Origin of the sequence: Sphingobium algorifonticola, from assembly GCF_004005485.1 — a bacterium.
Classification (GTDB): Bacteria; Pseudomonadota; Alphaproteobacteria; order Sphingomonadales; family Sphingomonadaceae; genus Sphingobium; species Sphingobium algorifonticola.
The window spans coordinates 21737-47865 of sequence record NZ_RZUL01000006.1 but is presented as its reverse complement, the minus strand read 5'-3'; the positions used below and the strand labels follow the sequence as shown (position 1 = coordinate 47865).

General features: G+C 62.6%; 25 protein-coding genes and 1 pseudogene. 16 read left to right on the top strand and 10 right to left on the bottom strand.

Features of this window, described 5'->3' with window-relative positions:
* The first annotated feature begins 192 nt into the window (after window positions 1-192).
* Window positions 193-1203, top strand: a complete 1011-nt coding sequence (locus tag ENE74_RS14575; RefSeq protein ID WP_127691669.1) for a 2-hydroxyacid dehydrogenase — start codon at window positions 193-195, stop codon at window positions 1201-1203.
* A gap of 6 nt (window positions 1204-1209) precedes the next feature.
* Here the strand turns inward: ENE74_RS14575 and ENE74_RS14570 are convergent.
* From ENE74_RS14570 to ENE74_RS14555, 4 genes and pseudogenes are all read right to left on the bottom strand, one after another.
* Window positions 1210-1988, bottom strand: a pseudogene (locus ENE74_RS14570) (transglutaminase-like domain-containing protein).
* A gap of 85 nt (window positions 1989-2073) precedes the next feature.
* Window positions 2074-3621, bottom strand: a complete 1548-nt coding sequence (locus tag ENE74_RS14565; RefSeq protein WP_127691668.1) for an ABC1 kinase family protein — start codon at window positions 3619-3621, stop codon at window positions 2074-2076.
* A gap of 284 nt (window positions 3622-3905) precedes the next feature.
* Window positions 3906-5540, bottom strand: a complete 1635-nt coding sequence (locus ENE74_RS14560) for an FMN-binding glutamate synthase family protein (protein ID WP_127691667.1) — start codon at window positions 5538-5540, stop codon at window positions 3906-3908.
* On the bottom strand, window positions 5537-7246 hold the full coding sequence (locus ENE74_RS14555) for a thiamine pyrophosphate-dependent enzyme (protein WP_127691666.1): 1710 nt from the start codon (window positions 7244-7246) through the stop codon (window positions 5537-5539). The genes ENE74_RS14560 and ENE74_RS14555 overlap by 4 nt, the downstream gene beginning before the upstream one ends.
* 212 nt (window positions 7247-7458) lie before the next feature.
* Here ENE74_RS14555 and ENE74_RS14550 point away from each other — a divergent pair, with 212 nt between their 5' ends.
* Genes ENE74_RS14550 through ENE74_RS14540 form a run of 3 tightly spaced genes read left to right on the top strand, consistent with a single transcriptional unit; the run spans window position 7459 to window position 10086 of the window.
* Window positions 7459-8862 carry a M61 family metallopeptidase gene (locus ENE74_RS14550; RefSeq protein ID WP_127691665.1) on the top strand — a complete coding sequence of 468 codons (1404 nt, stop codon included), beginning with the start codon at window positions 7459-7461 and terminating at the stop codon, window positions 8860-8862.
* Window positions 8823-9290 (top strand): PDZ domain-containing protein, encoded by a 468-nt coding sequence (locus tag ENE74_RS14545; RefSeq protein ID WP_127691664.1) that lies wholly within the window; start codon window positions 8823-8825, stop codon window positions 9288-9290. The genes ENE74_RS14550 and ENE74_RS14545 overlap by 40 nt, the downstream gene beginning before the upstream one ends.
* A complete protein-coding gene (locus ENE74_RS14540; RefSeq protein ID WP_127691663.1) occupies window positions 9283-10086 on the top strand; it encodes a class II glutamine amidotransferase in 804 nt (267 codons plus the stop codon). The genes ENE74_RS14545 and ENE74_RS14540 overlap by 8 nt, the downstream gene beginning before the upstream one ends.
* Window positions 10087-10134: 48 nt before the next feature.
* Here the strand turns inward: ENE74_RS14540 and ENE74_RS14535 are convergent, their stop codons facing one another.
* Window positions 10135-10401 carry a GlsB/YeaQ/YmgE family stress response membrane protein gene (locus ENE74_RS14535; RefSeq protein ID WP_127691662.1) on the bottom strand — a complete coding sequence of 89 codons (267 nt, stop codon included), beginning with the start codon at window positions 10399-10401 and terminating at the stop codon, window positions 10135-10137.
* A gap of 166 nt (window positions 10402-10567) precedes the next feature.
* Here ENE74_RS14535 and ENE74_RS14530 point away from each other — a divergent pair, with 166 nt between their 5' ends.
* Entirely contained in the window at window positions 10568-10783 is a 216-nt protein-coding gene (locus ENE74_RS14530; protein WP_127691661.1) for a hypothetical protein, read from the top strand.
* A 269-nt stretch (window positions 10784-11052) separates the two neighbouring features.
* On the top strand, window positions 11053-12390 hold the full coding sequence (locus ENE74_RS14525) for a hypothetical protein (RefSeq protein ID WP_127691660.1): 1338 nt from the start codon (window positions 11053-11055) through the stop codon (window positions 12388-12390).
* 131 nt (window positions 12391-12521) lie between these two features.
* Here the strand turns inward: ENE74_RS14525 and ENE74_RS14520 are convergent, their stop codons facing one another.
* Entirely contained in the window at window positions 12522-12911 is a 390-nt protein-coding gene (locus ENE74_RS14520; RefSeq protein WP_127691659.1) for a type II toxin-antitoxin system VapC family toxin, read from the bottom strand.
* Window positions 12908-13153 (bottom strand): AbrB/MazE/SpoVT family DNA-binding domain-containing protein, encoded by a 246-nt coding sequence (locus ENE74_RS14515; protein ID WP_127691745.1) that lies wholly within the window; start codon window positions 13151-13153, stop codon window positions 12908-12910. The genes ENE74_RS14520 and ENE74_RS14515 overlap by 4 nt, the downstream gene beginning before the upstream one ends.
* Window positions 13154-13384: 231 nt before the next feature.
* Here ENE74_RS14515 and ENE74_RS14510 point away from each other — a divergent pair, with 231 nt between their 5' ends.
* The 3 genes from ENE74_RS14510 to ENE74_RS14500 are packed head-to-tail and all read left to right on the top strand — an operon-like array spanning window position 13385 to window position 15013.
* Entirely contained in the window at window positions 13385-13633 is a 249-nt protein-coding gene (locus ENE74_RS14510) for an AbrB/MazE/SpoVT family DNA-binding domain-containing protein (RefSeq protein ID WP_063976403.1), read from the top strand.
* The gene (locus ENE74_RS14505; protein WP_063976404.1) at window positions 13617-14009 is read left to right on the top strand and encodes a type II toxin-antitoxin system VapC family toxin; all 393 of its coding nucleotides are present in this window, start codon (window positions 13617-13619) and stop codon (window positions 14007-14009) included. Before ENE74_RS14510 ends, ENE74_RS14505 begins: the two co-directional genes overlap by 17 nt.
* A gap of 2 nt (window positions 14010-14011) precedes the next feature.
* The gene (locus ENE74_RS14500) at window positions 14012-15013 is read left to right on the top strand and encodes a site-specific integrase (RefSeq protein WP_063976405.1); all 1002 of its coding nucleotides are present in this window, start codon (window positions 14012-14014) and stop codon (window positions 15011-15013) included.
* Window positions 15014-15131: 118 nt separating this feature from the next.
* Here the strand turns inward: ENE74_RS14500 and ENE74_RS14495 are convergent, their stop codons facing one another.
* The gene (locus tag ENE74_RS14495; protein ID WP_327197069.1) at window positions 15132-15314 is read right to left on the bottom strand and encodes a CsbD family protein; all 183 of its coding nucleotides are present in this window, start codon (window positions 15312-15314) and stop codon (window positions 15132-15134) included.
* A 278-nt stretch (window positions 15315-15592) separates the two neighbouring features.
* Between ENE74_RS14495 and ENE74_RS14490 the strand changes: the two genes are divergently transcribed.
* The 7 genes from ENE74_RS14490 to ENE74_RS14460 all read left to right on the top strand — a co-directional run bounded on the left by ENE74_RS14490 (window position 15593) and on the right by ENE74_RS14460 (window position 25330).
* The gene (locus ENE74_RS14490) at window positions 15593-17443 is read left to right on the top strand and encodes an AsmA family protein (RefSeq protein WP_164847493.1); all 1851 of its coding nucleotides are present in this window, start codon (window positions 15593-15595) and stop codon (window positions 17441-17443) included.
* A 135-nt stretch (window positions 17444-17578) separates the two neighbouring features.
* A complete protein-coding gene (locus ENE74_RS14485) occupies window positions 17579-21010 on the top strand; it encodes a response regulator (RefSeq protein WP_127691657.1) in 3432 nt (1143 codons plus the stop codon).
* A gap of 10 nt (window positions 21011-21020) precedes the next feature.
* Window positions 21021-21848: a CheR family methyltransferase gene (locus ENE74_RS14480; protein WP_127691744.1), complete on the top strand. Its 828-nt coding sequence runs from the start codon at window positions 21021-21023 to the stop codon at window positions 21846-21848.
* Entirely contained in the window at window positions 21845-22417 is a 573-nt protein-coding gene (locus tag ENE74_RS14475; RefSeq protein WP_063976409.1) for a chemotaxis protein CheB, read from the top strand. The genes ENE74_RS14480 and ENE74_RS14475 overlap by 4 nt, the downstream gene beginning before the upstream one ends.
* Window positions 22414-23553 (top strand): hybrid sensor histidine kinase/response regulator, encoded by a 1140-nt coding sequence (locus tag ENE74_RS14470; RefSeq protein WP_127691656.1) that lies wholly within the window; start codon window positions 22414-22416, stop codon window positions 23551-23553. Before ENE74_RS14475 ends, ENE74_RS14470 begins: the two co-directional genes overlap by 4 nt.
* A 95-nt stretch (window positions 23554-23648) precedes the next feature.
* Window positions 23649-25064 carry a phospholipase D-like domain-containing protein gene (locus ENE74_RS14465; protein WP_127691655.1) on the top strand — a complete coding sequence of 472 codons (1416 nt, stop codon included), beginning with the start codon at window positions 23649-23651 and terminating at the stop codon, window positions 25062-25064.
* Window positions 25065-25174: 110 nt separating this feature from the next.
* Window positions 25175-25330, top strand: a complete 156-nt coding sequence (locus ENE74_RS14460) for a DUF465 domain-containing protein (protein WP_081260988.1) — start codon at window positions 25175-25177, stop codon at window positions 25328-25330.
* 38 nt (window positions 25331-25368) lie between these two features.
* On the opposite strand, the gene ENE74_RS14455 is transcribed toward ENE74_RS14460, so the two are convergent.
* The gene (locus ENE74_RS14455; RefSeq protein WP_127691654.1) at window positions 25369-25590 is read right to left on the bottom strand and encodes a hypothetical protein; all 222 of its coding nucleotides are present in this window, start codon (window positions 25588-25590) and stop codon (window positions 25369-25371) included.
* Between the two features lie 245 nt (window positions 25591-25835).
* Window positions 25836-26114, bottom strand: coding sequence for a hypothetical protein (locus tag ENE74_RS14450; protein WP_081260989.1), 279 nt, complete (start codon window positions 26112-26114; stop codon window positions 25836-25838).
* Window positions 26115-26129 lie beyond the last annotated feature (15 nt).

Genomic DNA, 26129 nt, shown 5'->3' with positions numbered 1-26129 from the left:
TTTAGGGCAGCAAACGTGGGCGCCACACTCAGGTTTGCTGAGAGTGAAGCACCTATCAGAATCGTCAACCTCCAGACTTTCGGGGCTAGTAGTCCCATATAACGAGCTTGCCCTTGACGGCGGTATTCTGCCTGGAGAACCTGTCAGTATGCGGCGCCGGCCGCACCCTCCGGCCAATTGTTGAGGACCAAGATGCGCGTCGCCGTGTTCGGGACCAAATCCTATGATCGCCGCTTTCTCGAAGCGGCCAACGAGACGTTCTTTTTCGAAGCACGGCTCGATGACACGACGGTGGCGCTGGCGGAGGGTTTTCCCGCCATATGCGTTTTCGTCAATGATCTGGTCGATAAGACGGTCATTCTGCGCCTCGCGCAAGGCGGCACCCGATATGTGGCCTTGCGCTGCGCAGGTTATAACAATGTTGATCTCAAAGCCGCCGAAGAGGCCGGGATTACTGTGGTGCGTGTCCCCGCCTATTCGCCGCACGCGGTCGCCGAGTTCACGATCGGGCTGATGCTCGCGCTCGACCGCCAGATCCATCGCGCCTGGGCGCGAGTGAGGGAGAATAATTTCGCGCTCGATGGACTGATCGGCCGTAATCTCCACGAGCGGACCGTGGCGGTGATCGGAACAGGCGAGATCGGCGCGCTTGTCGCCCGTTCCCTCCGCCTCGGCTTTGGATGCACCGTTCTGGCGAGCGACCCCGTACTGCATGAGGGGCTGGAGGATATAGGCATCCGTTACATGCCGGTCGGCGAGGCGCTCGCCTGCGCCGACATCGTCACGCTTCACTGTCCCTTGACCCCGGACACCAGGCACATCATCGACGCCGCTGCGCTTGCTTCGGCCCGCGATGGTCTCATGGTCGTGAACACCAGTCGCGGCGCGCTGATCGACACGGCGGCCCTCGTCGAAGCGCTCAAGAGCCGAAAGGTGCGGGGCGTGGCGCTCGACGTCTATGAGCAGGAAGCCGATCTGTTCTTCGAGGACCTCTCGAACGAGATCGTTCAGGACGACCTGTTTCAGCGTCTGCTGACTTTTCCCAATGTCATCGTCACAGGCCATCAGGCCTTCCTCACCGAGGAAGCCCTGAGCGCGATCGCCACGACCACCTTGGAGAGCCTCGCCGACGCCGAAGCGGGCAGGCCCTTGCTCCACCAGATCGGTCGTGAGCGGCTTCGCCCTTCAAAGACGAGCGAATGAAGGAGCTTAATCGGCCGGGGTCACTTCGACGGACTGGGCCGTGAGCCGCGCTTCGCCAAAGGCGGTCAGGAAAGCGACATCGGCGGCGTCCCGACCGACCCCGATCTTCGCCATGACCGCTTCCTTCGCCATGCCGGTCGCGTCGAGAAGATGCCATTCGCCGCCGACGAACACTTCGGCGACCGCATGGAAATCGGGCGGGTCGACGCCGAGGGCATAGACGCTCGCGATCCGTGCAGGAATGCCGGCGGCCCGGGCGAAGGTGATCAGTAGATGGGCATAATCCCGGCAAATGCCCTGCCGGCGATGAAGGTGTCGGCCGCCGTGGTCTCGGCATCGCTCGAACCCGGCACATAGGCCAGATGATCTCTGATCCAGTCCCGCATGGCGAGCAGCAACGGCCCTCCTTCCAGAGTGCCGAATGTCGCATCGACAAAGCTCTGGAAGCGGTCGGACGGACAATAGCGCGAGGCCATCAGATATTAAACGTTCTCGCCGGGTAGCTGATGAGGGGGTATCTTCTCGAGGATCGCGCAGTCGGTGAGGATGCGATTGATCTCGACGGTCGCCTCATAGTCGACGAGCAACTGGCCCTGAATACGCAGCCACACGCGCTCGCCGATGCAATCCTGAGCCGGCACGCGCGCCAGATGGTCGCATGGCGGCAGCAGGAGCGAGTCCGCCAGAACGGACTGCTCCGGAATCCGCGCCGCCTCCAGCTGGAGCAACACATCGGTTGGCCGGGCGAACTGATAGTCAAGGTGGGCGCGGATCTGGAGTTTCATGCCGACGAAACTCGGCAACGGCGCTTCGGAGCCCAACGTCCGAAATTATTTCCTATGGCGTGTCCCTTCCTCGGGCAACGCCGCGTCAGTGTCCGGCGAACATTGCGATGGCGGTCGCCAGCATGGCGAACCCCGCCAGCAGAGCGGCCGAGATCATGATCCCGCCTTTCCGCAGCGCCGCGGCGGTCTGGCTATCGCGCTGGCTTGCGGGTTCCGCGGCCGGATCTGCTTCCAGGCGGCCGATCGCGGCGCGAAGCAGCCGAGGCGCATCATCGCCGATCTTCGCCATTTCCCAGGCCAGGGACTGCAGGATGGGCGCCCAATGATCGGGCGACAGCCGCGCGCGGGCGATCCTGAGGGCCGATCGCCGCATGGCGGCGGACAGATCGAAGCCGGGCTGAATGGCGGTAAGAACGCCGTCCATGGTGATTAGCGCCTTGAAGATCAACAGCAGGTCGGGCGGCATCAGCAGCCGCTCCTCGCGCATCAGCTGCATGAAGTCGGCCACCATGTCGCCGAGCACGAGCCGCTCGCCGCCATGACGCACGATCAGCCGTTCGGCGGCCGACCGGATCCGCTCGCGCGGAACCTCTGCGCCCTTCGACCACAGCGACAGGATGTCGGCGAGCTGGTCCGGATCGCCAAGGTTGAAGGACTGGACGAAGCTGATGAACTCTTCGCGGCGCCGCGGCGAGACATGGCCGATCATGCCGAAGTCAAGCAACGCGAGCCTGTCGCCGGGCAGGCACAGGAGATTGCCTGGATGGGGATCGGCATGGAAGCGTCCATTGACCAGCACCATGTCCAGGACGATGTCGGCGCCAAGTGCAGCGATGGTGGTAGGGTCGATGCCTGCCCGCTCGAGACGTTGGCCATCGCTGGGCGCGACGCCTTCCACATAATCCATGACGAGCAGGGTTTGAGACGTCCATTGCCAGTGGATGGCCGGAATCGTCACGCGCGGTTCGCCGCTGAAGTCGGCACGCAGCCGGTCGGCGTTACGGCCCTCATTGGTGAAATCGAGTTCGCCGAGCACGGCTTCGGCGAGTTGTCGCACCATGGCCACTGGCGCGAAGCGGCGCGCCTCGGCGCTTGCCGCCTCGGCGACGGCTGCTGATTGCGCGATAAGGCGCAGATCGGCTTCCATGCGCGCGCGAATGTCGGGCCGCCGGATCTTGAGGACGACCGGGCGGCCGTCTGGCAGCGTGGCGCGGTGCACCTGCGCCATCGACGCTGCGGCAAGCGGCTGGGGGTCGAAAGTGGCGAAGATCGCCTCCGGCGGAGCGCCCAAAGCGCTTTCCACCGCAGGGCGCAGGGTTTCGAAGGGAAGGGTGGGGGCGCCGCTGTGCAGCCGTTCAAGCTCGGCGGTCCAGTCCGGCGGGAGAAGGTCGCTGCGGGTCGCCAGGATTTGACCCAGCTTGATGAAGGTGGGTCCCAGCTCTTCCAGTGCGAGACGGGTCCGGTGGGGACGGCTGAGGGGCTCATCGGCGGCCTCACCGTCCGCCTCTACGGTGTCGCGTGGCGAGAGGCCCAGACGTTCCAGGACCAGGGTCAGCCCGAAGCGCGATCCAACACGGAATATTTCAGCGAGGCGCTCCCGGTCCCGCGCAGCGACGCGCAACGTCTGCATCATATGGCCAACTACCTTCGGGTCCTTTGCGAGTGCGAGCCTGGCGCGCGGTCCGCGGCCGAAAGCTGCAGTGCCCGCCCCCCCGATAAATCCGCCCACGCGCCCCTTGGTTCCGGCCCTTATCCCATCGCGCTTTTCCGCGCATTCCGCCAGAACGGGGACGTTGAGACTCTGTCCAAGAGCGAGGACAGCCGGGATGATGGCGCGGGCTGCGGGATTCGACTGCGGTTACTGCAGCAAGGATTCATCGCTCTTGCGCAAAGCGAGGGCCGTGCCGATGCCATGCTCTAAAGGGCGCGGGCGAAGCTGTCGGCGCGCGCCATGCGCCACCAGGCGGCGAGCCGCGGATCGCGGCAACCTTCCAGCAATTCTCCCGGCTCGACGAAGCTGTAGATTTCGTCGATCGATCGCATCTCGGCGGCATTGATTCTCTGGCGCAGGCCATCGGGGGTGAACTCATCGGGTGACTGGAGGCCGGCGGCAACGACGATGTCGTGCAGTGCGTCGAGCGTTGCTTTCTGGAAGTGAGCAACGCGCTGCGCCTTTTCCGGGATGACCAGACCGCGCTGGCGGGCGGGAGACTGGGTGGCGACGCCCGTCGGACAGGTATCGGTGTGGCAACGCATGGACTGCACGCAGCCCAGTGAGAACATGAACGCGCGCGCTGCATTGCACCAGTCCGCGCCGAGGGCCGCGTTCATCGCAAGAGATGCTCCGGAGTAGACCTTGCCAGAGGCGACAAGTTTGATCTTTCCCTTGAGATGCGTGCCGACCAGCGCGTTGCGCGCCAATATGAGCCCTTCGCGAAGTGGCATGCCGACCCGGTCGGAGAGTTCCATCGGTGCCGCGCCGGTGCCGCCCTCGGCGCCGTCGATGACGATGAAGTCGATATAGATCCCGGTTTCGATCATGGCTTTCACCACGGCGAACAACTCGTGGGGATAGCCGATGCACAATTTGATGCCGACCGGCTTGCCGCCAGATAGCTCGCGCATGCGCGCGGCGAACTCGACCAGCTCGATCGGGGTCGAGAATGCCGAGTGATAGGCGGGCGAAAGGCAATCCTGGCCTTCGGCCACATCGCGTGTTCGGGCGATTTCGGCCGTGACCTTGGGGCCGGGGAGAAGACCGCCATGCCCGGGTTTGGCGCCCTGGCTGAGCTTGATCTCCGTCATCTTGACCGCATCAAGGCTTGCCCGGTCCTTGAAGTGACCAGGATCGAAATGGCCGTCTTTGTCGCGGCACCCGAAATAACCTGAACCGATCTCCCAGACGACATCGCCGCCATGTTTGAGATGATAGGGCGAGAGGCCGCCTTCGCCGGTATCGTGATAGAAACCGCCAAGCTTAGCGCCCAGGTTCAGCGCCTCGATGGCATTGGCGCCCAGCGCGCCGAAGCTCATGGCCGAAATGTTGAGGCGCGCGGCGGCGTAGGGCCGCGCGCATTGCTCGGTGCCGACGGTTACGCGGGTGTCGCGCCGCGCCGTCCGCGACGGTGCGATGGAATGGGCAAGCCACTCATATTCGTCGGAATAGACGTCGAGTTCCGTACCAAAGGGATGGGTGGCTTCGTCGCTCTTGGCGCGGGCATAGACGAGCGCGCGCTCGTCATGGCTGTAGGGACGGCCGTCGAGATCGCTCTCGACGATGTAGGACCGCAGAAAAGGGCGCAGCCACTCGAAGAACCAGCGGAAGCGCGCCGATACAGGATAGTTGCGCCGCAGCGAATGATGGGTCTGGAAAAGATCGATGGCGCCGATGATCAGGAGGGGCACGGTCAAGAGGAGCAGCCACAGGACAGGGGGATGGCGCATTCCCAGCATGACCAGCACAAGCGTGCCTACGAGGCCGACCAGCAGCAGTATGTTGCGCGACAAGGGCGCATCGCGCAGCAGCGCGTCGGCAAGCGTCGGCCGGTTCATGACAGGAGGTTCCGGATGATGCCGGCGACCTCGCGGCCGCGGCCGCCCAGGACCGCCTTTGCCGAATAGAGCGCCATCCCTGCGACCTGACCCGCCTTGACCTTGGGCGGCATGACCAGTTCGAACCTGTCGGTCACAACGTCGAGGAGCGCGGGGCCGGGCTCTGCCAGCCAGGCCTTCACGGCAGTCTCAAGCTGGTCGGGCTGTTCCACCCGCCAGCCGCGAAAGCCGATGGCTTCGGCGACGCGAGAGAAATCGGGATTGAGCAGATCGGTATAGGTGTCGAGCAGGCCTTCGACCTTCTGCTCGATCTCGACGAAATCGAGGGCGGAGTTGTTGAACACGGCAACCTTGATCGGCAGCTGCTCCTGGACGGCGGTGAGGAGGTCTCCCAGCATCATCGCGAGACCCCCATCACCCGAGAGCGCGATAGCCTGGCGTTCGGGGAATGCGGCTTTCGCCCCGAGCGCCTGGGGCATCGCATTGGCCATCGTACCGTGGCTGAGGCTGACCACGGTTCGATTCTGCCCGGTTGCGGCGATATGGCGCAGGCACCACACCATCGGCGATCCCCCATCTGCCGTGAAGATCGCATCCGGGTCGGCCAGCCGGGAGATCGTCCGGGCAAGATATTGGGGATGGATCGCGCCGCCTTTGCCGACCTGGGCGTGTTTTGCCTGATCTTCCTCCGTCTCGCGGCGATTGGCGAGGCACTCGGAGAGAAAATGCTCGTCGTCGCGCTGCAGGATGCGGGGCAGCAGGGCATCCAGAGTTGGGGCGATATCCCCAACGACGCCGATATCCACCGGATGCCGACGCCCCAGATGGGTTCCATCCAGGTCTACCTGAAGGATCGTCGCCTTTTCAGGATAGAATTGACGCCACGCGAAGTCGCAGCCGAGCAGGAGCAATACGTCGCACGACATCAGGGCATGATATCCTGCCTCGCTGCCGAAGATGCCGGTCATGCCCACATCGAACGGATTGTCGTGTTCGAGAAAATCCTTGGCGCGGGAGGTACGGGCAACGGGCGCCCTGAGCCGGGCAGCGAGCGCAAGAACCGCATCATGGGCCTTTTCGCAGCCCGATCCGCCATAAATTGCTATACGCTTGCCAGCGTTGATCGCAGCGGCGAGCCGGTCGAGTTCGGTATCCGATGGCAGAACGACGGGCTTTGCGCGGTGCACTGCAAAATGCGGCTCTTTGGGCGCTGCCGCGCTCGACACGTCGGCCGGAACGATCAGAACCGCTACGCCGCGCGTTGCAAGTGCGGCCTGCGCAGCCATGGCGGTCATCCGCCTGGCTTGGGCCGGTGTGCGTATCTCTTCGCAAAAGACGCTGCAGGACGCGTAGATCGCCTTGAAATCGACCTCTTGCGGAAAATCGAAGCCGAGTTCGTCGCGCACGATCTGGCTGGCGATGAGGATGACGGGCGCCCGGTTGCGGTGGGACTCGAACAGACCGTTGATGAAATGGAGGCTCCCGGGACCGCAGGACCCCGCGCAAGCTGCCAATTCTCCTGTGAGCATGGCGTCGGCGCCCGCTGCAAATCCGCCGGCTTCCTCATGGCGGACATGGATCCACCGAATGCCGCTCGTGCGGATGGCGTCCGTCACATGGTTGAGCGTGTCGCCGGGAATGCCGTAACAGCGGCGCACTCCCGCTGCCTCGAGGGTTTCGACGATAACCTCGGCGACTGTGGTCATGCTTGGCCCTCCCTGGGCATTGTGTCTCGGCTTCAAGGTCGCGATGGTTCGGCGTGGCAATCCTCGCGGTCCCGGCAACTGGACAACCCGGACATGAGCTTAGGGTTGCACGGCGGTAGCGTCCAACCGAGAATGGCAAGCGTGGGTTCACGCGCGGCGCCTACAAGTGAGATCGACCCTGTTTCCTTGACTTAAACGATTGGTATGGCGCGATGGCTGCTGAACCGGCGAGAACTCTTCCCCTCAGCGTCGATGCCCGGGACACCGATCGCGCTATCTTCCGCGTCGCCCAGACCATCCCGCTGGAGCCGGGCGCACAGGTCGTGCTGGCCCTTGCGAAATGGATACCGGCCTATCATGCACCCCGCGGCGCTATCGACTTTCTCGCTGGTTTCGAATTTTCGGTCGGCGGTGAGCCCTGTCGATGGACGCGCGATCCGCTGGATCCCTTTCGGCTTGCTATCGACGTGCCTGAGGGGGCAAGCGAACTGCGCGCGACCTTCCAGGGGCTGACGCCGACCGAGGCCTGGCAGGGGCGGGTGGTGGTCAGCGATGACATGCTGCGCCTCGATTGGGGCGCGGTGTGCCTCTATCCGGCTCGCGTGGATGTCGATAGCCTGGAGGTTCGCGCAGAATTGCGTCTGCCCGACGGCTGGCTCTGGGCGACAGCGCTGGATGCCCAGAGTATTGAGGGTAGCCACCTCGCTTTCGCTCCGACAAGTCTTCGCCGTCTGCTGGATTCCCCTGTCATGGCGGGACGGCACGCCCATATCGAAACGCTCGATCCGGCCGTCAAACTCACGATCGTTGCCGACCGCGCGGACCAGCTTCCCCGCGATGACGATGTGCTGGGCGCCCACCGGCGCCTCATCGCCGAGGCCGACGCTCTTTTCGGCGCCAGGCCCTTCGCCCGCTATGATTTTCTCATGTCGTTGTCAGAGCAGACCGGAACGCTCGGCCTGGAGCATCGCGCCTGCTGCGAGTGCGGTGTGCGATCGACCTATTTCAGCCAGTGGGACGTCTCCACCACCGAGCACGATCTCCTGCCGCACGAATATGTCCATGCGTGGATCGGAAAATATCGCGTGCCGAGCGGGAACCTCCATTCTGACTTCTCGAGCATGACCGACGAATTGATGTGGGTCTATGAGGGCCTGACACAATTTTACGGTCATGTCCTGGCGGCGCGCTGCGGCCTCATTTCAGTAGCCCATACGCTTGAGGCCTTTGCGCTAATCTACACGACCTATGACACGCGGCCTGGCCGGCGATGGCGCCCCCTCGCGGATACGGACATGGATCCGATTTTCACTGGACGCGAGCCGCAGCCCTGGACGAGCTGGCAGCGATCGGAGGACTATTATGGCGAGGGGCTCCTGATCTGGCTCGAGATCGACGCAATGATCCGGGAGGGTACGGGCGGGCAGCACTCGCTCGACGATTTTGCGCGCGCCTTTTTTGGGCCACCGACGCTGGCGGACTGGCAAGCGCCTGCCTCAGCCTATTCGCGCGCCGACATCATCGCCGCGCTCGATGCTATATTGTCGCACCCATGGGAGGAGTATTCGCGAGCCGCGTGGATCGGATTGCACCCCGCGCGCCTTATGCCGGGATAGCGCTTGGCGGCTATGAACTTGCCTGGCAGGGAGGCCCATCGGACTGGCTTGGCCATGATCAGCGTCATTACCAATATTTCGATTTCAGCTATTCCCTGGGCATGAAGGTCGGCATCGGCGCGAAGATCATCGACGTGCTCTGGGAGGGGCCAGCCTATGACGCAGGGCTCGTGAGAGGAACCGAGATCGTGGCGGTGGGGGAGCGGGTCTATTCGGTCGTAGCGCTGCAGGATGCGATCGACCGTGCGCAGCAGTCCGGCGCGACCATAGACCTCATGGTGAAGCGGTTCGACAGAGTGAAGCCGGTCTCGCTCGCCTGGACCGGCGGTCAGCGCTATCCGACCTTGAGACCTACGAAAGACGGGCCGCGTCATATCGATGCCCTGCTCGCGCCCAGGGCGTCTGGCGGAGTGCTGGCGCATGTGTGAGCTTTTCGCCGTATCGAGCGATCATCCCGTCAAACTCACCTACCAGTTGACCGAATTCGCGACGCATGGCGGCCGGCGGTATCGAAATCGCGATGGTTGGGGCATCGTCTTTGCACAGCCGCGGGACGCCTATCTATTCAAGGAGCCTGCGGAAGGCGCGACCAGTGCACTGGAAAATCTGGTTGGCACCGACCCCCCGATGTCGAACATGGTTATGGCCCATGTCCGGCGCGCGACAGCCGGCGCTCCGGCTCTGTGCAACACCCATCCTTTCTTGCGGACGATAGGTGGTCAGACCCATAGCTTTGCGCACAATGGCGACCTCCCGGAGCTCAGGAAACGATACACAGGGTCCGCCATCCTTGGGGACTGCGTTGGCGATATGGATAGCGAATTGGCTTTCATGATCCTGTTGGACCGCCTGAAACAGCTGAACAAGACAGACGCGACCTCCGCCCGTTTTGAGCTGTTCACCGAGTTTTGCCGCGAGATGCGAGACTTTGGCGATTGCAATTTTCTGTATGGGCAGGGCGCGCGCCTGTTCGTCCACGCGGACCGACGGCGGTATGAAGAGGCTGATGGCAGCTTAACCCAGGCGCGTGAACCGGGTCTTCACATCAGCGAAATCGAACCCGACAAACGGTCCTGGCACGTGAGGGGCGCCCATATCGAAAAGGACCAGGCCGGCCCGCAGATTCTGGTCGCCAGCGTTCCGCTGGAGGAGGGGCATTGGCAAGGTCTGCCGCGCGGTACGACGCTTTGGCTGGAAAAAGGACAAGAGATGATGCGGGCCTAGCGCGTCACCTCTCGACACCAGAATGAATCTCGATGGTTAGATGCAAACCTATCGAATGGTCTTGCGCTGGACCAGATTAACGATTCCGAGCAGCACGACTGCGCCGACAAAGGCGATGATGAGGCCCGTGAGCGAGAATTGCTGAACGCTTCCGCGAACGCCGAAGAGCGGGCCCGATAGCGCATTGCCGATAAGCGATCCCACGCAGCCGACGACGATGTTCCAGATGACGCCCATCGAGGCGTCACGGTTCATGACCATGCTGGCGAGCCATCCGGCGATGCCGCCCACGATCAGTGCGATAATCCAGCCCATGGCCCACCTTTCCAAATAATGCGTCTGTCCAATCCGTTGGCCGGTAATTTGTTCCGGGACTGAAACGCATCGCAGGATCAAACTTCTGACGCACAGATCTGATGATGCGGCAAAGAGACGTGCGGCGCTGTTCCGGCTATAAGATCAGAAACCTGGGAGGTTGGTCATGCAGCATTTTCCCGAACGCGTGCTCACGGAAGAGCTGGTGGAGGCCAGGTCAATGCTTCAAGACGTGCTCGCGACGTTGGATAGGCAGGGTGAGTGCGAGGCGGCGTATCACGTGTGCGCCGCGATCGAACGGCTCATCGGCGCTCCGAGCACGCTTGCCCAATGGTTTATGATGACCGGCCGTAACCCTGATGGCTCGCGCAGTATGGATTGACCGAGCTTAAGGTTTGGCGGGCTATCGAAAAATCCAGCCTTCTCGGGTCGCAACTTCGTTTCACTCCAGTATTGATTTCTTTTACAGGTTGCTGGCATCTAGTCTTTGCGACCCAATGGAGACTCGGTCTCCGCCTCGACCCGGGAGGCTTGTGCCCCCGGGTCTTTTTATGTGGCATGGGGGAGTGCATTTTCCGTTGCCAGCTTTCGATGACCGGGCATCGGTGTGTACGCTTTGACTTTCGGGAGGAGCGGATTAGCTTTTCGCGCATGGGCAGGAAAACGGCAGGGATCGAGCGGCGGCAGGGCGCGCACGGCAAGAAGCCCAGAACCCGCATGGGTGGTTCGCTGCTCGCCGCGGCTGTGCTTTGCGCGATGAGCGCCGCACCGGCTTGGGCGCTTTCGATCACCACGCTCAAGGGCCAGAATCTCGATGGCAGCTTTGGCCAATATGCGCCTGGCGGCGATTGCACTCGCACGCCGCGCCTGACGGTCGATGCGACCGGTTTCACCTTCACTCTTGCTTCCGGCCAGACGATCCATCCGGCGCGCTTCGAATGGGCGTTGACCTATATGGGGGACCGGTATGAGGGGAAAAGCACATGGTTCTTCCCTTTCCCGCGGAATGATGACGATCTTGGCCCGCTTCTTCTCACCCTCAATGCCGATGAAACGCCGGGACGGATCGCCATAGAGAATAATCTCGGCAAGCCGCTGCGCGAACCTTATGCTGCGCTGGTCCGGGGCTCGCCCTACGCCCGTTGCGGCCGCGCAACCGTTGCTGCCGCAGAACGACCGCCTCCGCCACGAGGTCCGGCCATTGCCGCCCGGCCGACACAGAGTCTGGAATGGAGCAATCTCGCGCAGGCCGCAGACGCGAACGGCCATTATGACATGTTCGACAAGGGCGGCATATCGTCGGTGCTAAAGAGCATGCTGGGCGCAAAAGCCGCCGTGCTCGAAAACAATCTTTCGGTTTCCACACCGCTCAGCCGTGCGGGCAATGTCTACTATATGAGCGGCAATGCGGAACGTCGTGGCGGTTACGACATGGCCTATGTGCTGCTCGATCCCGCGCAGCGCGCAGCCGAGGTTGGATTGTGGGAGGGCGGTAAGCTTACGCTCTATCGGACACTGGGCCGGCGGATCACATTGCCGGCCGACATCGCCAGGATGCGCGCTGAGCAACCACCCGAAGAAGCAGTGGCAGCGCCTGGCCCACCGTGGGAGTATCGGCCGCTGGCGGGCGGACAATCGCTTGCCCTGGGAACCCCAGCTGCCTCGACGCATATCGATACGATCAGCCTCTACTGCGACCGGGGTCGGGGCTATTTCGGGATGATGCTTTATCGAGCCCCACCAATGCATTCGCTGACACTGAGCCTTGTATTCAACGGGGGCATCGTGAACCTGCCCATGCGCTCGGTGGATGTGGCGCGAAAGATGTGGGTCAGCGATCTGGCGCCGGCCTCGCCTGTTCTTCGCATGCTGACGACTCAGAAAGACGTAGCATATCTGCGTATCAATCAGGCAAGCGAAGGCGAGGTGACGGTGGCCGGCGCTTCGCAGGCGGGTCGACGCGCTCTCTCTGGATGCATTCGGTTCTAGGCTTGGCGGTTCTAAGCTGGGCCAATTCGCTCCGCTTCATCGATACGCCGGACCGCCGCGGTATCTTGGTGATCGACCTGGAAGGACTCAAGGCTGGCGCTGGCGAAGAGTGACACCCACGCCCTGCGATCTCAACGGATCACGACGACCTCGACTTTCGCCTCGCTTGTAATTGCGCGCCATTTTCTGTCGGCGGTCCAGGCCGGCGCACCGTCGCGGATGGCGAGCGCCAGGCAAAAGCGGTCGCCGATCGATAGGAGCGGATCTGCCGGCACGGCGCTGAGGCGGCCGGCGAGGCGGGCAAGGCCTGGGTCGACGTCGACGATGGTCATCGGCAAGGGTGCGAGCATGGCGTCGACTTCGCGTTCGGGCATCCCGGCCTTGACGAAATGGCTGGCCACTTCGGCATAATTGATCGCGCTGATCCGGGCCGATGCGATCCTGGCCGCGACCTTTGCGCCGCCGGGCTCGGCGTTGAGCATTGCTAAAAGCGCCGAGGCGTCGATGACGATATCGCTCATTCGCCGCTCTCCGCCGGGCGGCGCGCCAAGAAGGCATCGACCGAGAGATCGGAAGCACCTTCTGCAAAGCGTTTGGCCAAAGCCTGTGAACGCGCCACGGCCTGCGCCGCAGTGCGCAAGATGATCCCCTCGTCGGTTTCTTCGACGAACACTGTGCCGCCGTCGGACAGGCCCATCCGCTTCCTGAGGTCAGCTGGAAGGCTCATGCGGCCATTTGGGGCGATATTGACCTGAATGGGCAATTCATGTCCTTTCAACATATATGTGGCTCGCAGAGACGAGTATGCCAAATCGTAGGAATGATGTCACTAAAGCCGCCCCATGGCTATCCTCGTCCGAAAAATGCGTATGTCCGATAAATATGATTCTCGGACGTAAGTGGGGGACTGAAATTCTCTCCATATAGCGTTATAATCGGCGAATTGATAATAGCTACGAACTTGCCGTTTAGTGCGCCTTGGGAGATAGCCGCCATGTCCATCCATAGTGTCAAAATGACGTCCGATGGCCGGATACAGATTCCGGCCCAGATCCGGCGCGAAATGGGGCTTACGGGCGGCGACACACTCAATCTCGAACTGCAGGATGGCCAGCTTTCGGTGCGGCGCCCCTCCAAGACGCTGGAGCGTATCCGCGCCAAACTCTCGCCCTATCTCGAACCCGATGCCGACCTGCAGGGCGCGCTGAAGGCGATGCGGGTGGAGGATGCGCAGCGTGGCTGACAAGGTTCTGGATAGTTCGACATTGATCGCGTTCATCCTGGGGGAACCGCATGGCGTCGACGAGGATGACATATTAGCCGACGCGTCGATCAGCAGCGTCAATCTGTCCGAAGTGATCGCGACCCTCGTGCTCAAGGGGACGCCAGAAGAGCTTGCGATCGAGACGGCCGGGGATTTTGGCCTCAAAGTGCTCCCGTTCGATGCCAAGGCGGCGGCGATCGCCGGCACACTCATTGCAAAGGCGCAACCACTCAATATCGGCTTTGGCGATTGCGCCTGCATCGCGACAGGCATGGCGCGAGGCGCGACCATCTATACGGCCGACCGCGACTGGCTGAAACTCGGTAGCGACGCAGACATCAGGCTGATCCGATAGCGATGGCGCGCGACCTCCTCCCTCTCTCGGCCGATCTTCCGGCGGACCTGCTGGCGGAGATCGAGGGCGCACGGGATACGCTGGCAGCGTCCAAGGCGGGCTCGACTCACAAGGCCTATGCGTCCGACTGGGTGCGCTTCTGCGCATTCTGCGATGCGCGCAACGTCGAGGCACTGCCGGCGCATCCTGACATCGTTGCCCTGTTCGCCCATGTCGAGGCCGAGGCGGGAATCGCGCCGGTGACGATCGGCCGGCGGGTTGCCGCCATCAACCATCATCACAAGGAGGCGGGCTTCCCCTCTCCAACCGCGCGAGACGCCGCCGGCGTGATCGCCACCATGCTCGCTGGCGTCCGCCGCAAATATGCGCGGCGCAAGGAGCAGAAGGCGCCGGCCGAGGCGGATGTGCTCAAAGCCATGCTCGCGACGATCGAGGGGATGGGGCTCCGCGCGCTGCGCGACCGGGCGATCCTGGCTGTCGGCATGGCCGGGGCTTTTCGGCGGTCGGAGCTCGCAGCGATGCAGCTCCCGGATCTCGCATTCGCGCAATCGGGCCTGCGTATTACCATCCCGCAGTCCAAGCGCGATCAGGAGCAGGTCGGCCAGGTGATCGCGATTCCGGAAGGACGGATCATCCGGCCCGTCAATCTGCTGAAGCACTGGCTCCATGCAGCGGGGCTGAGCGGCCTGGATCCGGCTACCGGCAAGCCTCGGCAGGGAGCGGTGTTTCGACGGCTGACCCGCTCCGATGCGCTCACCGACAATCCAATCACTGACAAGACGGTCGCAAGACTGGTAAAGACCGCTGCGGCAGCGGCGGGTCTCGACCCTTCGCTATATTCCGGGCATTCGCTGCGGGCTGGCTTTCTGACAGAGGCAGCGTCGAAGCGCGCGAACCTGTTCAAGATGAAGGACCATTCGCGGCACAAGTCGCTCGACACGGTCGCGGACTATGTCCGCAGCGCATCGATGTTCGAGGATCATGCGGGCGAGAAATTCCTTTGATATCGAAACAGCTTAACATGCCGCAAAAGCTTGCCTAAAAATCAGGCAGAAGATCCCGTATAGCAAGATGGCCCGGCGAACGGATCACCGGGCCACCGAATTTCAGCCGGACGCGGGGTCACGTCTTGTTGACGACGTCCTTCACGGCGCCTTTTGCCGCACCCTTGGCCTTCTGCAGATCGCCCTTGGCTTCCTGGGCGTCGCCTTCAGCCTTGATATCGGGCCGGTCGAGTGCTTCGCCCGCGGCGCGCTTCGCCTTGCCGATGGCCTCGTTGGTATGGCCTTTGATCTTGTCCGTCATCTCACCCATGGCATGTCTCCAGAATAGTTGATGCTTGGAGGAAGAACGCAGCAAGACGGATAAAGGCTGCGCCCATATACGACGAACCGTTCGGCCGAATGATAGGGCCGAAGTTCTCAGCGCCAATGTGTTGCGCCAAAGTCCCATGATTGCGGTTATTGCATGCGCCCCCCGCCAGCGCGGAAACTCGATCCCAATGTGCGAGTTTCGAGGCGATGGCATCAGAAGCAAGCGCGCGTCATCGGCGATGGATCATCAGGGGAATTGCTGCGACGGTCTTGCTCGGTTGCATTGCGCTGATTGGTCTTGCGGCATTTCCCTTCGGCCTGTTCAAGGACGCAATCGCTGGCCGGATCGGCTCGGCGCTGGGCACACAGGTCTCGATCGGCTCAATCGAGCGGCGGGAATGGCTGTCCTTCACCCCGACCATCGTGTTGCGGGACATTGCCGTCAAGCAGCCCGCATGGGCCGGCAAAGGCGACATGGTGCACGCCAGGACCATCGAAGCGAGGCTGCCAATCCTGCCGCTTCTCGTCGGGCGAGGCCCGCAGCCTGAGGGCTTCGTCGCGCATGGGCTGACCGTCGCGCTCGTACGCGACGCGAAGGGACGCGCAAACTGGCAAGGCCAGGACAAAGCGGACGATGCCAGGGATGATGCGGGGACGGGCCTTGAACGGCTCACCATTCCAGATGGCCGGATCACCGTGCGCGATGACAAGCGCTCTCTCAATCTTGCGGGCAGCTTTGTGTCGGACGCTCGCGGGTTGCGGGTCGACGCCGCCGGAAAATTCCATGAGGCGCCAGCCCGGATGACGTTGCGTGGAGGCCGGATTGCCGATTTGCCCCCCGAGGCGCCCTATCCCTTGCGCCTTGAACTGCGATCACCGCTCCTCAATCTCGCGGCCAGCGGGCAGAGCCGCGGCGCGCTCAATCTGAAGGCGATGACGCTCGACATTCATGCGACTGCGCCGAACCTCAAATATCTCGACGATGTTATCGAGGCAGGCCTTTTTGGGACACGCGCGATCGATCTGAAGGCCCGCGTTCGTCATACCGGGCGCGACTGGCATATCGAGCGCATGACAGGTTCGATCGGGCGGTCCAAGCTCGTCGCCAAGGCCGATGTGCTCAAGCGCGAAGGACGAACCAAGATCGATGCCGACATACATTTCAGTGCTTTCGATTTCGATGATCTGTCTGATGCCGAGGGCAAGGCGCGTGCGGCCACGATCGAAGCCAGGATCGGGCCGCGCGTCCTGCCCGGCACGCGCATCAATCTTGCAAAAGTCGGACCGACCGATGGGGTCATTCGGTTCCGGGCCGACCGTCTGCTGCTCGAGGGGTCGGCTTTCCGGTCGCTGAGCGGCGTGATCCGTCTCGACGGCAAGCTGCTCACGCTCGATGACGTCGTTGCTGGTATGTCGAGCGGCCGAATGTCGGGCAAAGTTTCGATCGACCAGCGCGGCGGTGCCGCCTATCCGATCCTGGCGCTGGACCTTGCGTTTCAGGACGGGCGCCTCGAAACGCTGATGGGATCACGCGATGCGACAGGCCCGCTGCGCGGACGCGTCGTGCTCAAGGGTGCGGGGGACACCATTCGTGAGGCGCTGGCCCGCGCAGACGGGCGCGCAGGGCTGCTCGTTCGCGGCGGGACGGTGAAACGCACCTTTGCCGCCGTGCTCGGGCAGGATCTGGGCAAAGCGATCGGAGCGGTGCTGCGCGACAAGGAAGCCGAGGTGCCGCTGCGCTGTCTGGCTATCGGCTTCGCCGCGCGAGACGGGGTTTTGACGCCCTCTCCTTTCCTCGTCGAGACGGGCATTTCGGTGGGCCAGGGTCAGGGCCGCCTTTCGCTTGCCGACGAGCGTATCGCGCTTTCGATCAAGGGACGGTCGCGTGACCCAAGCCCGCTCAGGCTCGCCGATCCGATCCAGGTGGGCGGGACCTTTTCCGCGCCGTCGCTCAGCGCTGCGGGCAAGCCACCCGGCAGCAAGGTCGGCGCTGGTTCTGTGCTTTCCGCGCTCGGCAAGTCGGTCGGTCGCGCGCTCGGGCTCGGCAAGGACAGGGCGCCCGCCGATGCCGCCATCCCTGCAGCCCTCGATTGCGACCGGCTCGGCCGACAGATCCTCTGATCGTTCATGAGCTGCGGCGGGGATGTGGAATTCCGCGCATAGCCGGGCGGCCACGGCCCTGCGCAGCCCCCTTGATCCGGATCCTGCTCTGTCGCTACGCCGTTCGAATAGCCTCTGTCATCGAAAAGAATCAGCATGATTTCGACTGCTCGCGCGACTGCCTCAAGAACTCGTCTGGACAGCTGGTCGCTGGTCGGCCTGCTCCTTGGCCTTGCCTTCTTCATTACCAGCGGCGCGATTGCCTATCGTAATGTCGCGACGCTGCGCGAGAATGATCAGGCAATTCGGCACACGCACGGGGTCCTGATCGCGCTCAATGACCTATTGTCTTCGGTCCAGGATGCCGAGACCGGGCAGCGCGGCTATCTTCTTACGGGAAGCGAACCGTACCTCGAGCCTTATACCGACGCCCGGCGCACAATGGCTGGCCAGCTTCGGATGGTGGCGGCCCTCACGAAGGATAATCCGGTCCAGCAGGAGAGCTTCGGGTCGCTCAAGCGGCACGTCGATGCAAAGCTCAGCGAATTGGAAGCGAGCATCGCGCTGCGCCGCGACCAGGGCTTCGATGCCGCCCTGGCCCTGGTCAGGAGCGATCGCGGCAAGACCGAAATGGACGCCATACGCAACCAGCTCGAGACGATGGCGCGCGAGGAATTGCGCCAGCGCCAGCTGCGTATCGAGGAAATGGCCAGCGCTTCCCGGGCGGCTGTGACCAGCGGTCTCGTGACGGCCGCGCTCGGCGCCGCGCTCACCATCGCCATATTCGTTCTGCTACGCCGCAACAGCCGCGCAAGGGCGCGGCAGGAATGGTTGCAGAGCGGACTGGTGGGCCTTTCCGAGTCCATGCGCGGCGAGAAATCGCTCGAAGAGCTCGGCCAGGCCATTCTTGCCTATCTGACACGCTATCTGGGATTCCAGGGCGGTGCTCTGTTCAAAGGCGACGCAGGGCATTTTCACAGGATCGCCACCATAGGCGTCCCGCCGGACGCAGACATACCGCTCGCCTTCAGCGCCGGCGAAGGGCTGCTTGGACAGGTCGCGGCGGATGGTCAGCCGATCATTCTCAGCGACGTCCCGGACCGCTATCTCACCATCGGATCGGCATTCGGCCGCGACCGCCCTCGCCATCTTGTGATCGGTCCCGCCCGAACAGACGAGAGCGTCAATGCCGTGCTGGAACTCGGCTTCTTCGAACCGGTCGGCCAATCCGCGCTCGATCTGCTCGGCGAAGCGTCGACCGCGATTGGCATCGCGCTGCGTTCCGCCCGTTTTCGCATGCGCCTGGAAGAAGCGCTCGACGAAACCCAGCGTCAGGCGAGTGAGCTGCAGGCGCAGAGTGAAGAGCTGCGCGTTTCGAACGAGGAGCTCGAGGAGCAAGGCCGGGCCCTCAAGGAATCCCAGGTGCGACTGGAGCAACAGCAGGTCGAACTGGAGCAGACCAACAGCCAGCTCGAGGAACAGGCGCAAACGCTTGAAAATCAGCGCGACGAGTTGGAGCGCGCCGGTGCGAGCCTGGCGGTCAAGGCGCGGGAACTGGAACAAGCCAGCCAGTACAAGTCCGATTTCCTCGCCAATATGAGCCACGAGCTGCGCACCCCGCTCAATTCGCTGCTGATCCTGTCCAAGCTGCTGGGCGACAATCCGGACGGAAACCTTTCGGACGATCAGGTCAAATTTGCCCGCACGATCGAATCCTCCGGCAATGATCTGCTCACCTTGATCAATGATATTCTCGATCTGTCGAAGATCGAGGCGGGGCATGTCCAGATCCAGCCGGAAACGGTGTCTGTCCAGCGTCTGATCGGGGATATCCGCCATCTCTTCCAGCCGGTCGCCGACGACCGGGCGCTGGCGCTGGAGATCGAACTTGCCGAGGGAAGTCCGGTTGCGATCGAGACTGACCGTATGCGCGTCGAGCAGATCCTGAAAAACCTGCTGTCCAACGCCTTCAAGTTCACCGAAAAGGGATCGGTTCGTCTCGAGATCGCGCCTGCGGGCGAAGAGGGTCTATCCCTCGCTGTCACCGATACCGGGATCGGTATTTCTCCCGACCAGCAGCGCAGTATTTTCGAGGCGTTCCAGCAGGCGGACGGCACGATCAGCCGCAAGTTCGGCGGAACGGGCCTGGGTCTGTCCATTTCCCGCGAACTGGCGCGCCTCCTTGGCGGCGCAATCAGTCTCCAGAGCGAACCGGGACAGGGAAGCACGTTCACGCTGGTTATCCCGCGCGCCTATGACCCTTCGCGTGTTGCGCCCCGCGAAACGGCCAGGCCTATGCCCGCTGCATCCGTTTCCAGCGCGCCGGCCGTGCCAGCTCGTCCTGCCTCGATCGCACCGGGCTGGTCGGTGGAGGATGACCGCGGCGCGATCGCCGACGGTCGCCGGCTCCTGCTGGTAATCGAGGACGATACGGTGTTTGCCTCGATCGTGCGCGATCTCTCGCGGGAACTGGATTTTCAGTGCATCGTCGCGGGCACGGCCGAGGAGGCCGTGAGCCTTGCGCAGCAGTTCCGGCCGAGCGCCATTGTCCTTGACCTTGGCCTTCCCGATCAGTCGGGTCTGACGGTGCTCGACCGATTGAAGCATGATGACGAGACACGGCACATCCCCATCCATGTCATATCGGCGGCGGACCATAGCCAGACGGCGCTGTCGCTGGGCGCTGCGGGTTATCTGCTGAAGCCGGTCAAGCGCGAGCAGCTCGCCGAGGTCCTGACCGGACTGCAGGAGAAGCTCGCGGCCCGCATGCGCCGCGTGCTCATCGTCGAAGACGATCCGGTGCAGCGCGATGCGGTCGCCCAGCTTCTCAAATCCAACGCCGTCGAGATCGTGGGCGTGGGAACGGCGGCGGAATGCCTCCAGGCGCTGCGAGAGCAAACCTATGATTGCATGGTCCTCGATCTTACCCTTCCCGATGCATCCGGCTTCGAGCTTCTCGAGACGCTGAGCCGGGAAGGCGATCACGGATTTCCGCCAGTCATCGTCTATACGGGCCACGATCTTTCGCCGGACGATGAGCAGCGGCTGCGACGCTATTCGAACTCGATCATCATAAAGGGCGCGAAATCACCCGAGCGGTTACTCGACGAGGTGTCGCTCTTCCTCCACCAGGTCGTGTCGGAGCTGCCACCCGAACAGCGCCGGATGATCCAGAAGGCCCGCCACCGCGACGCAGCGCTCGAAGGCCGGCGGATTCTCATTGTCGAGGACGATGTCCGCAACGTCTATTCGCTGACCAGCATCCTCGAACCACGCGGGGCGGTCGTGCAGATCGCGCGCAACGGACGTGAAGCGCTCGACGCGCTTGCGGCGTCGCTCGACGACCCGGCACGGACCATCGACCTCGTTCTGATGGATGTCATGATGCCCGTCATGGACGGATTGACCGCGACTGGTGAAATCCGCCGGGATCCTCGCTGGGCGAAGCTGCCTGTCGTGATGCTGACGGCCAAGGCGATGCCCGATGATCAGCAGCGTTGTCTCGAGGCCGGTGCGAACGACTATATGGCCAAGCCGATCGATGTCGACAAACTTCTCTCGCTCGTGCGCGTTTGGATGCCGCGCTGAAGGAGCCGTTATGCAGGGATCTGTCGAAGACATCGAGATCGACCTCCTTCTGGAGGCGATCTACCAGTTCTACCATTATGACTTCCGTCATTATGCGCGCGCCTCGATCAAGCGCCGTCTCCTGCAGGCGCGTGACAGGATGGGCTTTTCGAGCTTTTCCGCGATGCAGGAAAAACTCCTGCATGATCCCGCGATGTTACCGGGTCTGCTCAACTATCTGACCGTCCAGGTCAGCGAAATGTTTCGCGATCCGTCCTATTTCCGCGCGCTGCGGGAAAAGGTGGTGCCGCATCTGAAGACATATCCCTCGCTCAAGCTCTGGGTTGCCGGTTGCAGCAATGGCGAGGAGCTTTATTCGCTCGCCATTCTGCTTCGCGAGGAAGGTCTCAACCGGCGCGCGATGATCTATGCGACCGACATCAACCCGGACGCGCTGCAAGCGGCCGAAGCGGGTGTCTATCCGCTCGACCAGATCCGGAAATTCACCGAGAACCACCAGAAGTCGGGCGCCCGCTCGTCACTGTCCGATTATTATACCGCCGATTATGGCCGTGCCGTATTCGACAAGCGGCTGCGCGAGCGGGTGGTATTCTCGGACCATAGCCTGGTGACCGATGCGGTCTTCGCCGAGATGCACCTGATCTCGTGTCGCAACGTGCTCATTTATTTTGATCGCGAGCTTCAGGACCGCGCTATCGGTCTGTTCCACGAGTCGCTGGCGCGGAAGGGGTTTCTGGGGCTCGGATCGAAGGAGAGTCTGCGCTTCTCAGGCCAGGCAGCCGGGTTTTCCGATTTTGTGCGGGAGGAGAAAATCTATCAGCGGCGGGATCTGTCATGACTGAACGCCCTCAGGCCGTCGTTATCGGCGCATCCGCTGGCGCGGTGCAGGCCCTGCTGAAGGTTCTGCCTGCGCTCCCGGCCACCTACCCTATTCCCATTCTCGTCGTGGTCCATGTGCCATCCGACCGGGACAATGCGCTGGTGGGCTTGTTTGCCGACAAATGCCTTCTGAAAGTCAAGGAGGCCGAGGAGAAGGAGCCAGCGCTCGGCGGCACCATCTACTTTGCGCCATCGGACTATCATCTTCTGGTCGAGCAGGACGGAACGCTCTCGCTCTCTTCTGACGAGCCGGTTCATCACAGCCGCCCGGCGATCGACGTCCTTTTTCAGTCTGCGGCCGATGCCTGGGGAGAAGCCCTTGCAGGCATCATCCTGACCGGCGCCAATCACGACGGTGCTGCGGGCCTTCGCGCGATCGTCGAGGCGGGCGGAGCAGCGATTGTCGAAGACCCGGCCAGCGCGGAAATGCCGGCCATGCCTCTGGCGGCATTGGCAAGCTGTCCGGGGGCTAAGAGGCTCGGCCTCGAATCCATCCATTCCTATCTCCTTGAGCTGGTGGAAAAATGACGAGCACGAGCGATCCCATAAACTTTCTGCTGGTCGATGATCTGGAGGAAAATCTCCTGGCGCTGGAGGCGCTGCTCAAGCGTGACGGGCTGGCATTTCTCAAGGCCCGTTCGGGCGAGGAAGCCCTCGAGCTGCTGCTGACCCAAGATATCGCGCTGGCGCTGCTCGACGTCCAGATGCCGGGAATGGATGGCTTCGAACTTGCCGGGTTCATGCGCGGCAATGAGCGCACGCGTCATATTCCGATTATTTTCCTCACCGCGGGCAGCGCGGATCTGCAGCGCCGGTTCAGGGGGTATGACGCAGGCGCGGTGGATTTCATTCAGAAGCCCATCGAAGCGGACATTCTGCGCTCCAAGACCAATGTCTTCTACGAGCTCTATCGGCAGCGCAGCGAAATCGTCGCGCAGCGCGACGCGCTGGCGAGCATGGCCGACGCGCTGCAGGCCGCTGACCGGCGCAAGAATGAGTTCCTGGCCATACTTGGTCATGAGCTGCGCAATCCGATCGCGGCGATCGGCGCCGGCCTGCATCTTCTCGAACGCCGCGCGGGGACCGGGGTGGAAGGCGAGATCCGGGAGGGAATGAACCGGCATATCCGCCACGTTTCCCGGCTCGTGGACGACCTGCTCGATATAGCCCGGATCGATCAGGGCAAGATCTCCCTCAAGCTGGAGAGGATCTCGCTACAGGATGTGCTGGCCTTTGCTATCGAGGCGAGCCAGCCCCTTATCGAAAGCGGCGGCCACAGGCTCGTGCGCGACCTCCCTGATGCGACCATCTGGCTCGAGGCGGATTTCAGCCGGCTTGCCCAGATCGCGAGCAATCTTCTCAATAATGCCGCCAAATATACGCCGCCGGGCGGCGAGATCAGGTTGACCGCGCGCCGGAAGGGGCCATGGGCGGAAGTCGAAGTCGCGGACAACGGTATCGGTATTCCGCCTGAAATGCAGGAGAAGATCTTCGACCTCTTCGCGCAGGTCAGCAGACCGGGGAGCGATCGTCTGGATGGCCTCGGTATTGGCCTTGCACTGGTGAAGCAACTGGTTGGCCTGCACGGCGGGACACTTCACCTCGAGCGTAGCGAAATGGGCAAGGGAAGCGTGTTTCTCGTTCGCCTGCCTTGCGAGCCATGAGGGCGATCGGCCTTGGTTGACGGGTTGATCGCCCCCGATGACGCCGTCGGCGCTTTTCCGGAGAAGACGTCCGGTGCACGAGGCAAGTCGTGACCATGGCGGCAGCCCTTGCAATACTGCATGCGGCGCTGTTTCTCGCCTTTCTCGTTCATGCGCTGCTGCGCGACGACCTTAATTCGACCTCGCGCATAGCCTGGGTCCTCGCCCTGCTGCTTCTCCCGATTGCAGGGCCGATCTTTTACTATCTCTATGGTCAGATCCGTTTTGGAGGAAAGGAGGGTGCCGCCCACCGCGCCGCGGAAGCCGCGACACGGGACATTGTGCTTTCGAGTGGCGATGGCAGCGGTATCGGTGAGCTGGGAGCAGCTGCACAATTTGCGCGGGCCATAAACGGCTTCGGAGTGACACGGGGCAATCGCGCCGAGCTTCTCGATAGTCCGGACGCGCAGCGTGCTCGCCTGATCGCCGACATCGATCAAGCCCGCGCTTTCGTCCATGTCTTCTATTATATCTGGCTCGACGATGAGACCGGGCGGAGCGTTGCGGATGCGCTGATCCGTGCGGCCCGGCGCGGGGTCAAGGTGCGGGCTGGCGTCGATCAGATCGGATCGCATGCATTCTTGAAGTCGCGCACCTGGAAATCTCTTGGGGACGCCGGCATCGATCTCATGGTCGCGCTGCCGATCGGTAATCCGATCGCCATGATCTTCGCGCGGCGCCCGGACCTGCGTAACCACCGCAAGATCAGCGTGATCGATGGTCGCATCTGCCATTGCGGAAGCCAGAATTGCGCCGATGCCGCCTTTTCACCCAAGCCGCTTTATGCGCCCTGGGTAGACGTCATGGTTCGGCTCGACGGGCCCGTTGCCCGGCAGATGGATCTTCTGTTCGCGCAGTGCTGGTTCGAGTGCCACCCTCTCGATCTCAGGCCGTGGGACTATGAGACGCCCCCGTTCGATGGGGGCATGCCCGCCCAGGTCGTCGGCACCGGCCCCACGACGGGCAAGGGTGTCACCGCTCAGCTCATATCACGGATCGTGGGCGAAGCACGCAAGCAGATCCTGCTGACGACACCCTATTTCGTCCCCGGCGACGTTGTGGCCGAGGCGATCGCGGGCGCGGCGCGCGCAGGCGTGGATGTCACGCTCGTCGTGCCCGCCAGGAACGATTCCGGGTTCGTGGGTCCGGCAAGCCGGGCATATTATGGTCCGTTGCTCAGAGCCGGTGTGAAGATCATGGAGTTCAGGGGCGGTCTTCTCCATGCCAAGATCATCACCGTCGATGAAGACCTGGTATTCTTCGGATCGACCAATCTTGATTTCCGCAGCTTCGATTTGAATTTCGAGAACGACATTCTTTTGCGCGATCCGCAATTCGCCGCAGCCATGCAGGCGCGGCAGCGCGATTACTGTCTGAGCGCAGAGCAGGTCACAGCCGCCGATGTGAGGGCCTGGCCGGCCTATCGCCGGATCTGGTGCAATGCTCTGGCGACAATCGGGCCGCTGATCTGAACGGAACGCGCCAACTTTGATTCTGCGCAAAGCCAGCCTCGAAATCGAGGTCAACACTGGTGATAGACTTTCCGCACGGCGCGGGGAGAGCAGAACGGGAGAAGGCGAACATGGCAACGGCTCATGCCCAGGCTCTGGATACCAAGCATGCCGAAATCGAACGGCGGATCGCAGCGGAGATGCGGCGGCCCCTGCCCGATCTCACGATGATCCAGAAATTGAAGAAGGCAAAGCTGCGTCTCAAGGACGCGCTCTCGAGATCCTGATCTGATCTGCTGTGCCGGGGTGGCTGGCCGTGCCTGCGCTATGGCGCAAGCCGGCGTCGACGCTGGGCCAAATCTATGGCCTCGATCGCCTCGCCCGCGATTTCGCACTGGCGCTCGAGGCTCACCGGGCGGCCATGCAAATAGGTAAGGGCCAAATGGCCGTTCGGGACCGGCTCGAACCCGATTTCGACTGATCCGCGCGTTGCGCGGTGGTTTGAGAAATCGATCGTCCAGTCGGGGTTGGCGTCGGAGCGAGTCATGGCAGGCAGCCTTATCATCGCCGGGCTTAAGAATGGCCAAGTGCGATCTGACGAGAATCCTTCGACTTTCGTCGCATAAACGGCGACCGCTTGCCGGCGGAAACGACAAAGAGCGTTTCGCTGCGCTCCAGACCGTTCCGCCCATAAGCATAAGCCATGCTATTTTCTCCATGGCTTACCGCTGATGTCCCCTCACCTCTGAACGAGTAATGCGGGCCGAACATCGCGTTGGCCAAGTCCTTAGGTCAGCTTCCGTCATATATGCTGATCGAGGGCGCGGCACCGTAGCGCTCGACAGCGATTCTTTCGCACATCTTCCGCGCCTTTTCCCGCACCTGCGCGAAGTGTTCGCTTGCGATCTTTTCCGGCAGTCCCTCGACGATTCCGCCGAGATGGATCGATCCGGCGGAATGCATCGAAAAGGCGCGAAAGAGGTAGAGCGTTGCGAGCTCGTGGAGCGACTGAATCTGACCTTGAGAATGTAGCCACTCTTCCGAGGTCCCCGAAGTCGTGATCGTGAACATATGTCCCGCTGTGAG